Source organism: Azohydromonas caseinilytica (genome assembly GCF_012927045.1).
Lineage (GTDB): Bacteria > Pseudomonadota > Gammaproteobacteria > Burkholderiales > Burkholderiaceae_C > Azohydromonas > Azohydromonas caseinilytica.
Genome location: NZ_JABBFW010000043.1, coordinates 24,238 through 34,881 on the forward strand (window position 1 = coordinate 24,238; position 10,644 = coordinate 34,881).

Here is a 10,644-nt window from a genome sequence, read left to right on the forward strand (position 1 = left end):
GGCGGCACCCCTTCAGGCGCCGCCGTCCGGGCCCGCGGCCACCGCGGGCTGGATGCTGATGCGCTTGAGCGTCGGATAGCGCGCCCGCACCTCGCGGGCCAGGGCCTCGATGCTGGCGGCCACCGCCTCCACCGGCAGCCCCGGCGCGAAGCCCAGCTCCAGCGTCAGCAGCGCCTCGTCGCGGCCGATGTACATGGACAGCGGCCGGCCGGCCGTGCGCACGCCCGGTTGCGCCAGCGCCAGTGCGCGGATGTCGCGCGCGGTGCTGGCGCGGATGCCCTCGCCGATGAGCAGTCCGCGCGCCTCGCGCACCAGCAGCACCGCCACGCCGGCCAGGATCAGCCCGATGACCAGGGAGGCCGCGCCGTCCCATACCGGCTCGTGCAGGACCTGGCTCGCGCCGATGCCGGCGAAGGCCACCACCAGCCCCAGCAGCGCCGCCGCGTCCTCGGCCATCACCGTGTAGGTGGTCGGGTCCTTGCTGGTACGCAGCGCCTGCCAGAACGGACGCCCGGTGTTCTCGCGCCGGAACTGGCGCAGCGCGATGAGGAAGCTGATGCCCTCGAACAGCACCGCCGCGCCCAGCACGATCAGGTTCCAGCCCACCTCCGTCATCGGCTCGGGGTGGCGGATGTGCACGATGCCCTCGTAGAACGACACCCCGCCGCCGATGCCGAAGATCAGCACCGCCACGATCAGGCTCCAGAAGTACAGCTCCTTGCCATGGCCGAAGGGATGCTCGGCGCTGGGCGGGCGCTCGCTCAGCTTGGTGCCCACCAGCAGCAGCACGCCGTTGCCGGTATCGACGGCCGAGTGAATGCCCTCGGACAGCATGGCCGAGCTGCCGGTGATGCCGGCCACGATGAACTTGGTGGTGGCGATCGCCACGTTGGCGGCGATGGCGCCGTAGATGGCTGCCCGGCTTTCGGCCATGCGCTTGTCCTTTGCTGGCCCGGGCCGCGCCCGGGATGGGGGCCATCGGCAAGGCCCGTTCCCCCGGCCGCACCGCACCCCGGGCGACCCGGGCGCGAGCCCTGGCGCAAGGACGGCGTTGTCCGGGCGCCACAAGCTGGCGTTGTTACGGACGGCAACGTGGGGCCGTGCCGATCATCCTGTCTCCACGCGCCGGCGCTGCCGCACGCGGCGGCCCCGCGCCCGGGCGCTACTTCACGTTCTGCAGGAGACATGCCTTGACTCGCATCGCACCGTCAACCCGTTCCCCGCGCACCCAGCTTCGTAGCCTGCCGGCGGCCCTGCTCGGCCTGCTGGCTTGCTCGCTGGCCCAGGCCGGGGGCTTCCAGCTGCTGGAGCAGAACGCCAGCGGCATCGGCAACGCCTACGCCGGCTCCGCGGCCGTGGCCGACAACGCCAGCACCATCTTCTTCAACCCTGCCGGCATGACCGAGCTGCGCGACCGCGAGATCTCGCTGGGCGGCTCGCTGGTGGACCTGAGTGCCGAGTTCACCGACCGCGGCTCGCTCACGGGGCCCAGCTCGACGCTGCGCGGCAACGGCGGCGATGCCGGCTCCACCGCGCTCGTGCCCAACGCCTACCTGAGCTGGAGACTGAGCCCGCAGCTCTGGGCCGGCATCGGCATCAGCGCGCCCTTTGGACTCAAGACCGAGTACGACGACCAATGGGTCGGTGCCGCGCAGGCACTGAGCTTCGAGGTCAAGACCATCAACATCAACCCGTCGCTGGCCTTCAAGGTCAACGACACGCTGTCAGTGGGCGCAGGCGTCAGCTACCAAAAACTGGACGCGGACTATGTGCGCAACATCAGCGCACTGGGCCGACCGGCGGCGCCGCTGCCGCTGAGCACTTCGACGGTGCGCTTCAAGGCCGACGACTGGTCCTGGGGCTGGAATGTTGGCGTGCTGTTCAAACCGAGCCCCGACACGCGCTTGGGTGTGTCCTACCGTTCCGCCATCAAGCATTCCGTTGCCGGCAACCTGCGCACCAGCGCCCCGGCGCCTTTTGGTCCGGCCGTGGAGGGCATCGGCGACAGCGACGCGTATGCGCGAATCAAGCTACCGGAAACGCTGATCCTCTCCGCAGTGCAACGGGTAAATCCGCAATGGGAGGTACTTGGGGATGTGTCGTGGACGCGTTGGAACAGCATCCAGGACGTGCTCATCATGCGCACCACCTCCGTTGCCACGCCGCGCCCAGGGCGTTCCGAAGATCTGGCGGGCGGGACGGCACAGACGCTTGAAGCGCGCTTCCGCAACTCCTGGCGCGTTGCCGTGGGCGCCAACTACAACCTCAACAGCGCCTGGACTCTCAAAGGCGGTTTGGCTTTCGACCGCACGCCCGTGCGCGGCCCCGAAACGACACTGGTGTCGCTGCCCGATGCCAACCGCACTTGGCTGGCAGTGGGGGCACAGTGGCGCCCCAGCGCGGATGGGCGTGTCGATTTCGGCCTGACACGCATCCTGATCAAGGACGCCGACATCAACAACAACCAGGTTGCCGCGGGCCGCGGCCGCGTCACCGGCACCTACGACAGCAAGCTCTGGGTGTTCGGCGTGCAGTACTCGCACGCCTTCTGACGTCGGTTGAGGAAAACCCGGGCTTGTTCCGGGTCGGGTGTTGCCTAGAATAGAACGAACGTTCGTTTCTAGGTGATGCCTGCATGACACCCACTTCCCGGACCTCCGACGCGCTTGACGCTCGGCCCACCAAGGGCCGGGCCACGCGTGCGGCGATCCTGGACGTGGCGTTGACGCAGGCGCTGCACGCGGGGTTGGAGGGCCTGTCCATCGGGCTGCTGGCCGAGCACGCGCGCATGAGCAAGTCGGGCGTGTTCGCCCATTTCGGCTCGCGCGAGGAGCTGCAGATCGCCGTCATCCGCGAGTACCACCGCCGCTTCTCGGCCGAGGTGTTCGAGCCGGCATTGCGCCAGCCGCGCGGGCTGCCGCGGCTGCGGGCGCTGTTCGAGAACTGGCTGGAGCGCGTCACGGCGGAGCTGGCGGCGGGCTGCATCTACATCAGCGGCGCGGTTGAGTTCGACGATCGCCCCGGCGCGGTGCGCGACGCGCTGGTGGACATGGTGGACAGCTGGCACGCGGCGCTGGAGCGCGCCATCACCTTGGCGGTGAGCGAGGGCCACCTGCGTGCCGACACCGACCCCGCGCAGCTGCGCTTCGAAATCCACGGCCTGATCCTGGCCGTGCACCACGACGCGCGGCTGCTGCGCCGCGACGATGCGCCGCAGCGCGCGCGCGCCGGCTTCAACCGCATCGTCGAGCGCTGGGCCGCCCCGTCCGATGCCACTGCCGCGCCCGCCGCGCGCGGCTGAACGAATCCTTCTCGAGGCCTCAAGGAGACACACATGCCCCAGTACACGCCCCCGCTGCGCGACATGCAGTTCGTGCTGCACGAGATGCTGCAGGTCGCCGATGTCTTCCAGGCCATGCCCCGACACGCCGACGTGGACGTGGACACCATCAACGCCGTGCTGGAGGAGGCGGGCAAGTTCGCCGCGCAGGTGGTGGCGCCGCTCAACCCCGTGGGCGACCGCGAAGGTTGCAAGCTCGACAAGGAGACGCACGAGGTGCGCACGCCCAGCGGCTTCAAGGCGGCGTACCAGCAATTCGTCGAGGGCGGCTGGGGCGCGCTGTCCTGTGACCCCGAGCATGGCGGCCAGGGCCTGCCCATCGTGCTCAACCAGTGCCTGTACGAGATGCTCAACAGCGCCAGCCAGGCCTGGACCATGTACCCCGGCCTCTCGCACGGCGCCTACGAGTGCCTGCACGCGCACGGCACCGAGGAGCAGAAGGCGCTGTACCTGCCCAAGCTCACCAGCGGCGAGTGGAGCGGCACCATGTGCCTGACCGAGCCGCACTGCGGCACCGACCTGGGCCTGCTGCGCACCAAGGCCGAGCCCCAGCCTGACGGCAGCTACCGGCTCACCGGGCAGAAGATCTTCATTTCTGCCGGCGAGCACGACCTGGCCGAGAACATCGTGCACCTGGTGCTGGCGCGGCTGCCCGATGCGCCGCCGGGCAGCAAGGGCATCTCGCTGTTCGTGGTGCCGAAGTTCCTGCCCCAGGCCGACAGCTCGCTGGGGGCGCGCAACGGCATCTTCTGCTCGGCCCTGGAGCACAAGATGGGCATCCACGGCAACGCCACCTGCCAGATCGTGCTCGAAGGCGCCCACGCCACGCTGGTGGGCGAGCCCAACCAGGGCCTGCAGGCCATGTTCGTGATGATGAACGCGGCGCGGCTGGGCGTGGGCATGCAGTCGCTGGGTCTGACCGAGGTGGCCTACCAGAACGCCGTGGCCTACGCCAAGGACCGGCTGCAGATGCGCGCGCTCTCCGGCCCGAAGGCGCCGGACAAGCCGGCCGACCCGATCATCGTGCACCCCGACGTGCGCCGCATGCTGCTGACCGCGCGTGCCTATGCCGAAGGCGGCCGCGCCCTGGCCATGTACAGCGCGCTGCTGCTGGACCAGGCCCATGCCTCGGAAGACGAGGACGAGCGCAATGAGGCTGCCGAGCTGCTGGCGCTGCTCACGCCCATCGTGAAGGCCTTCCTGACCGACAACGGCTGGATTGCTACCTCCGAATGCCTGGGCGTGTTCGGCGGCCACGGCTACATCGCCGAGTGGGGCATGGAGCAGTTCGTGCGCGATGCGCGCATCAACATGATCTACGAGGGCACCAACACCATCCAGGCGCTGGACCTGCTGGGCCGCAAGGTGCTCGGCGACAACGGCGCCCGGCTCAAGCTCTTCGGCGCCAAGGTGCGCGAGTTCGTCGAGGAGGAGGGCGTCAACGAGGCCATGCAAGAGTTCGTCAACCCGCTGGCCGACCTGGGCGACAAGGTCACCAAGCTCACGACCGAACTGGGCTTCAAGGCCTTCCAGAACCGTGACGAGGTCGGCGCCGCGGCGGTGGACTACCTGCGCGTGTGCGGGCACCTGGTGTTCGCCTACCTGTTCGCGAAGCAGGCGCGCATCGCGCTGGACAAGCAGGAGCAGGACGCCTTCTACCGCGCCAAGCTCGCCACCATCCGCTTCTACTTCGCCAAGCTGCTGCCCGAGACGGCCATGCTCATCCGCCGCGCGCGCAGCGGCGCGCAGCCGCTGATGGCGATGGACGAGGCGCTGTTCTGAATCCGCGCCGCCACATGCGCAAGGCCTTCGTCACCGCGGCGCTGCTGGCCTGCGCTTCGGCAGCCTGGGCCCAGGGCACGCCCGTGGGCCTGTGGCGCACCATCGACGACGCCACCGGCCAGGCCAAGTCGCTGGTGCGCATCACCGAGTCCGGCGGCGTGCTCACGGGCCGGGTGGAGCAGCTGCTCGACCCGGCACAGGCCGAGCGCCGCTGCAGCGCCTGCAGCGACGAGCGCAAGGACCAGCCGGTGCAGGGCATGACCATCCTGCGCAACGTGCGCCAGGAAGAGCCGGGCCAGTGGGGCGGCGGCGACATCCTCGACCCGAACAACGGCAAGGTCTACAAGGTGCGGCTGCGGCCCGAGGCGGACGGCAGCCGGCTGGTGGTGCGGGGCTACATCGGGCTGCCGGCGCTGGGCCGCAGCCAGACCTGGCAGCGCGTCGAGTAGCGCCATGACGAGTTCCCGTTCGGGCTGAGCCCTTCGACCGAGCTCAGGACAGGCTTGTCGAAGCCCCTGCTGCCCGGCAAGCCTGCAGGCCCTTCGACAGGCTCAAGGCGAACGGCAAACATACGAACCTCTCTCAAAGGAGATCCGACCATGAGTCGATTCCAGGTCCGCAAGGCCGCCGTGCTCGGCGCCGGCGTGATGGGCGCGCAGATCGCGGCCCACTTCATCAACGTGCGCGTGCCGGTGGTGCTGTTCGACCTGCCGGCCAAGGAAGGGCCGAAGAACGCCATCGTCGCCAAGGCGGTGGAGAACCTGAAGAAGCTGAAGCCCGCGCCGCTGGGGCTGGCCGAGGAGGCCGCATTGATCCGCCAGGCCAACTACGAGCAGGACCTGGCGCTGCTGGCCGAGTGCGACCTGATCATCGAGGCCATCGCCGAGCGCATGGACTGGAAGCAGCAGCTCTATGCGCAGATCGCGCCGCATGTGGCGCCGCATGCCATCGTGGCCTCCAACACCTCGGGGCTGTCGATCACGCAACTGTCCCAGGCGCTGCCGGAGCAGCTGCGCCCGCGCTTCTGCGGCATCCACTTCTTCAACCCGCCGCGCTACATGCAGCTCGTGGAGCTGATCCCGGCGCCGCAGACCGCGCCGGAGATCCTCGACCAGCTGGAGACCTTCGTCACCACCGGCCTGGGCAAGGGCGTGGTGCGCGCCAAGGACACGCCCAACTTCGTCGCCAACCGCGTGGGCGTGATGAACATGCTGGCCACCATGGTCGAGGCCGAGCGCTTCAAGCTCTCCTACGACGTGGTGGACGACCTCACCGGCAAGAAGCTGGGCCGCGCCAGCTCCGGCACCTTCCGCACCGCCGACGTGGTGGGCCTGGACACGCTGGCGCACGTGGTGCGCACCATGCAGGAGCAGCTGCCCGACGACCCGTTCAAGGCGCATTTCGCCACGCCGCCGGTGCTGGCCGCGCTGATCGGGCAGGGCGCGCTGGGCCAGAAGGCCGGCGCGGGCTTCTACCGCAAGGTGGGCAGGGACATCCTGCGGCTCGATCCGCAAAAGCGCGACTACGTGCCCAGCGGCGCCAAGGCCGACGAGATCATCGGCCGCATTCTCAAGAAGCCGGCGCCGGAGCGGCTGAAGCTGCTGCGCGAGTCCAGCAACCCGCAGGCGCAGTTCCTGTGGGCCATCCTGCGTGACGGTTTCCACTACGCGGCGGTGCACCTGGCCGACATCGCGGAATCCGCGCGCGAGGTGGACCTGGCCCTGCGCTGGGGCTTTGGCATGACGCAAGGGCCCTTCGAGCTGTGGCAGTCCGCGGGCTGGACGCAGGTGGCGCAGTGGGTGAAGGACGACATCGAGGCCGGCAAGGCCCTGAGCGGCGCGCCGCTGCCGGCCTGGGTGTTCGAAGGGCCGGTGGCCGAGCGTGGCGGCGTGCACACGCCCGAAGGCTCGTGGAGTGCGGCGCAGGGCCGCTTCGTGCCCAAGCGTGAATTGCCGGTGTACGGGCGCCAGCTCTTCCCCGAGAGCGTGGCCGGCCTGGGTGCCGACGCGCTGCAGGCCGGCACCGAGCTGTTCAAGAACCCGGAGCTGCGGGTGTGGACGCTGGACGGCGAAGTGCTGATCGCCAGCATCACCTCCAAGCTGCACCTCATCAGCCCCACCGTCACCGAAGGGCTGCTCAAGGCGGTGGAGCTGGCGGAGGCGCAGTACCAGGGCCTGGTGATCTGGTCGCCCGACGAGATGTTCTCCGCCGGCGCCAACCTCGAAGCGCTGATGCCGGTGTTCATGGCCAAGGGCCCGGCCGGCATCGCTCCCGAGGAGCAGAAGCTGCAGCAGCTGATGCTGCGCGTGCGCTACGCCGGGGTGCCGGTGGTGGCGGCGCTGCGCGGCATCGCGCTGGGCGGCGGCTGCGAGCTGGCCGTGCATTGCGCGAGGCGCGTGGCGGCGATGGAGAGCTACGTCGGCCTGGTGGAAGTGGGCGTGGGCCTGATCCCCGGCGCGGGCGGCCTGACCTACATCGCGCGCCGTGCCGCCGAGAAAGGTGCGGCGGCACCCAACACCGACCTGCTGCCCTTCCTCAAGGACGGCTTCACCGCCGCGGCGATGGCCGCCGTGGGCACCAGCGCGCTGGAGTCGCGCAAGCTGGGCTACCTGCTGGACAGCGACGTGATCGTGCCGCACAAGGACGAGCTGCTGTACGTCGCGCTCAACGAGGCCAGGGCCCTGGCCGCTTCCGGCTACCGCCCGCCGCTCAAGCGCAGCTTCCCGGTGGCCGGGCGCTCCGGTATCGCCACCATCCAGGCGCAGCTGGTGGGCATGCGCGACGGCGGCTTCATCAGCGCGCACGACTACCGCATCGCCAGCCTGATCGCCGACGTGCTGTGCGGCGGCGACGTGGATGCCGGCACGCTGGTGAGCGAGGACTACCTCATGGCGCTGGAGCGCAAGCACTTCTGCGCGCTGCTGGGCCATCCCAAGACCCAGGAACGCATCATGGGCATGCTGCAGACCGGCAAGCCCGTGCGCAACTGAACCCCGACCGAGGACAAGACATGAGCACGGTGCAAGTACAGGACGCCTACATCGTCGCGGCCACGCGCACGCCCATCGGCAAGTCCGGGCGCGGTGTGTTCCGCAACACCCGGCCCGACGACCTGCTGGTGACCGCTCTCCGCGGCGCCCTGCAGCAGGTGCCTTCGCTGGACCCGGCCGCGATCGAGGACGCCATCGTCGGCTGCTCCTTCCCGGAAGGCGAGCAGGGCATGAACGTGGCGCGCATGGGGGTGCTGCTGTCCGGGTTGCCGTCCTCGGTGGGCGGCGCCACCGTCAACCGCTTCTGCGCCTCGGGCCTCACGGCGCTGGCCATGGCGGCGGACCGCATCCGCGTCGGCGAGGCCGATGTGCTGATCGCCGGCGGCGTGGAATCGATGAGCCTGGTGCCCATGGGCGGCAACAAACCCTCCTTCAACCCCGAGATGTTCACGCGCGACGAGAACGTGGGCATCGCCTACGGCATGGGCCTGACGGCCGAGAAGGTGGCGGCGCAGTGGAAGGTGAGCCGCGAGAAGCAGGACGAATTCGCGCTGGCCTCGCACCAGAAGGCGGTGGCGGCGATCCAGAAGGGCGAGTTCAGGGACGAGATCACGCCGGTGGAAGTCATCGAGCGCCGCCCGGTCCTGGACAGCGGCGAGGTGATCAAGACCACCCGCCTGGTCGATACCGACGAGGGCCCGCGCCCCGAAACCACCCTGGAGGCGCTGGCCAAGTTGAAACCCGTGTTCGCCGCCAAGGGCAGCGTGACGGCGGGCAACAGCTCGCAGACCAGTGACGGCGCCGGCGCGCTGATCGTGGCCAGCGAGGCGGCGGTGAAGCGTTTCAACCTGCAGCCTCTGGCGCGCTTCGTGAGCTTCGCCGTCAAGGGCGTGCCGCCGGAGATCATGGGCATCGGCCCCATCGACGCGATCCCGGCGGCGCTCAAGCGCGCCGGCATCCAGCTCTCGGACCTGGACTGGATCGAGCTGAACGAGGCCTTCGCGGCGCAGGCGCTGGCGGTGGTGGACAGCGTGGGCATCGACCGCGCCAAGCTCAACCCGCTGGGCGGCGCCATCGCGCTGGGCCACCCGCTGGGCGCGACGGGCGCGCTGCGCGCCGCCACCGTCGTCCACGGCCTGCGCCGCCGCGGCGGGCGCTACGGCATGCTCACCATGTGCGTGGGCACCGGGCAGGGGGCGGCGGGGATTTTCGAGAAGGTGTGAGGCCGTTGCGGGTGCCGGCGATTCGCGTGCGCGCGGGGCTGCCGGCACCCCGCCATCCCGTCATTCAGGCCCGGCTGGGCCTTATTCCGGGTCATCGCCTTTCTGCAGTTTTTCGAGCTCGTCTTGCAGCTCCTTGATTCTGTCGTTCCTTGCTTTTGTCTTTTCTCTGTGAATATCTTTCAGCATGGCACTGAATTGCTGAACGGCCTTGTTTTCGTCGCTTATGCTGGCCTTCTGCAGTTCCAGCAATAGCTCGATCACATCCTGGATGCGGCCCAGCTGGCGCCCGTAACTGTATTGGGCGAGTATGGCCTGCTCCGCTTTCGGATTTGCTGAATTGTCCTGGTTGTAGATCACGGTGCCGAAATTCCAGTTGGGATTGATGGACTGGTTGAGCCATTCGGGCGCAACCTTGAGCTCCAGTAAAGGGGAATAAGGCCACATGGCGCTGTGAAAGGCGATCCAATCGCTTTTCTGCGGCTTTTCCGATTTTTCCGGCATGAGCTGCCTCCTTGGTCAGGGTACGGGGGAGCACGATGGTGTGCCGGAAGGACGCTGGCGGGGCACGCCGGTTCGGGTGCTGAACTTGCCCGAGTCTCGGCCTGACGGCTGCATCTCATACCGTGACGATGAACCTGAGCGCCCTCGTCGAAACCCACGGCTACTGGATGCTGGCGCTGGGCTGCCTGGTCGAAGGCGAGACGGTGCTGGTGCTGGCCGGCTTCGCCGCGCACAAGGGCCTGCTGGAGCCGGCCGGCGTGCTGGCCGTGGCCACCGTGATGGCCATGGTGGGCGACCAGATCTACTTCTGGCTCGGTCGCTGGCGCGGTCCGTGGCTGCTGGCGCGCCACCCGTCGCTGGCGGCCAAGGCCGAGCGCGTACACCGGCTGCTGGACCGCTGGCACGCGCCGCTGATCATCGGGCTGCGCTTCGCCTACGGGCTGCGCATCGCCGGGCCGATCTTCATCGGTGCCTCGCCCCTGCCGGCTTGGCGCTTCACGCTCTACAACGGCATCGGCGCCGCGATCTGGGCGGTGCTGGTGGGCGGCCTGGGCTGGGTCTTCGGCGCCACGGCGCAGGCGCTGCTGGGCGAGCTGCAGCGCTACCAGATGGTGGCGGTAGGCGTGGTGCTGGGCACGGGGCTGCTGCTGTGGCTGTGGCGGCGGCATCGGCGCCGGCTGCGCTGAGAAGCTGTGAACGATTTGCCTGCACCGAGCATGTTGAGCGGTACTGACGCGGCCAGCCGTGACGGTGCACGGGTGGGCCGTGGACGGCTGCAAGGCGCTCGCCGGGGCCGCCATGCCCGGCA

At 69.2% G+C, this 10,644-nt stretch carries 9 protein-coding genes; 7 read left to right on the plus strand and 2 right to left on the minus strand.

Going from position 1 to position 10,644, the window contains the following annotated elements:
* Positions 1-12: 12 nt before the first annotated feature.
* Positions 13-933 (minus strand): cation diffusion facilitator family transporter, encoded by a 921-nt coding sequence (locus HHL10_RS28290; RefSeq protein ID WP_169163780.1) that lies wholly within the window; start codon positions 931-933, stop codon positions 13-15.
* A 257-nt stretch (positions 934-1,190) separates the two neighbouring features.
* Between HHL10_RS28290 and HHL10_RS28295 the strand changes: the two genes are divergently transcribed.
* From HHL10_RS28295 to HHL10_RS28320, 6 genes are all read left to right on the plus strand, one after another.
* Positions 1,191-2,552 carry an OmpP1/FadL family transporter gene (locus HHL10_RS28295; RefSeq protein WP_205833262.1) on the plus strand — a complete coding sequence of 454 codons (1,362 nt, stop codon included), beginning with the start codon at positions 1,191-1,193 and terminating at the stop codon, positions 2,550-2,552.
* An 83-nt stretch (positions 2,553-2,635) separates the two neighbouring features.
* Positions 2,636-3,301, plus strand: coding sequence for a TetR/AcrR family transcriptional regulator (locus tag HHL10_RS28300; protein ID WP_169163782.1), 666 nt, complete (start codon positions 2,636-2,638; stop codon positions 3,299-3,301).
* A gap of 33 nt (positions 3,302-3,334) precedes the next feature.
* Entirely contained in the window at positions 3,335-5,122 is a 1,788-nt protein-coding gene (locus HHL10_RS28305; RefSeq protein WP_169163783.1) for an acyl-CoA dehydrogenase C-terminal domain-containing protein, read from the plus strand.
* 14 nt (positions 5,123-5,136) lie between these two features.
* Positions 5,137-5,571 (plus strand): DUF2147 domain-containing protein, encoded by a 435-nt coding sequence (locus HHL10_RS28310; protein ID WP_169163784.1) that lies wholly within the window; start codon positions 5,137-5,139, stop codon positions 5,569-5,571.
* 150 nt (positions 5,572-5,721) lie between these two features.
* Positions 5,722-8,112 carry a 3-hydroxyacyl-CoA dehydrogenase/enoyl-CoA hydratase family protein gene (locus HHL10_RS28315; RefSeq protein WP_169163785.1) on the plus strand — a complete coding sequence of 797 codons (2,391 nt, stop codon included), beginning with the start codon at positions 5,722-5,724 and terminating at the stop codon, positions 8,110-8,112.
* A gap of 20 nt (positions 8,113-8,132) precedes the next feature.
* Entirely contained in the window at positions 8,133-9,335 is a 1,203-nt protein-coding gene (locus HHL10_RS28320) for an acetyl-CoA C-acyltransferase (RefSeq protein ID WP_169163786.1), read from the plus strand.
* Positions 9,336-9,416: 81 nt separating this feature from the next.
* On the opposite strand, the gene HHL10_RS28325 is transcribed toward HHL10_RS28320, so the two are convergent.
* Positions 9,417-9,836 (minus strand): hypothetical protein, encoded by a 420-nt coding sequence (locus HHL10_RS28325; RefSeq protein WP_169163787.1) that lies wholly within the window; start codon positions 9,834-9,836, stop codon positions 9,417-9,419.
* 128 nt (positions 9,837-9,964) lie between these two features.
* Here HHL10_RS28325 and HHL10_RS28330 point away from each other — a divergent pair, with 128 nt between their 5' ends.
* Positions 9,965-10,522 (plus strand): DedA family protein, encoded by a 558-nt coding sequence (locus HHL10_RS28330; RefSeq protein ID WP_235971847.1) that lies wholly within the window; start codon positions 9,965-9,967, stop codon positions 10,520-10,522.
* Positions 10,523-10,644 lie beyond the last annotated feature (122 nt).

Excerpts from the sequence above, each read along its gene's own strand:
- HHL10_RS28290 (WP_169163780.1), bottom strand. The coding sequence starts at position 933 with ATGGCCGAAAGCCGGGCAGCCATCTACGGCGCCATCGCCGCCAACGTG.
- HHL10_RS28300 (WP_169163782.1), top strand. The coding sequence starts at position 2,636 with ATGACACCCACTTCCCGGACCTCCGACGCGCTTGACGCTCGGCCCACC.
- HHL10_RS28305 (WP_169163783.1), top strand. The coding sequence starts at position 3,335 with ATGCCCCAGTACACGCCCCCGCTGCGCGACATGCAGTTCGTGCTGCAC.
- HHL10_RS28310 (WP_169163784.1), top strand. The coding sequence starts at position 5,137 with ATGCGCAAGGCCTTCGTCACCGCGGCGCTGCTGGCCTGCGCTTCGGCA.
- HHL10_RS28315 (WP_169163785.1), top strand. The coding sequence starts at position 5,722 with ATGAGTCGATTCCAGGTCCGCAAGGCCGCCGTGCTCGGCGCCGGCGTG.
- HHL10_RS28320 (WP_169163786.1), top strand. The coding sequence starts at position 8,133 with ATGAGCACGGTGCAAGTACAGGACGCCTACATCGTCGCGGCCACGCGC.
- HHL10_RS28325 (WP_169163787.1), bottom strand. The coding sequence starts at position 9,836 with ATGCCGGAAAAATCGGAAAAGCCGCAGAAAAGCGATTGGATCGCCTTT.
- HHL10_RS28330 (WP_235971847.1), top strand. The coding sequence starts at position 9,965 with ATGAACCTGAGCGCCCTCGTCGAAACCCACGGCTACTGGATGCTGGCG.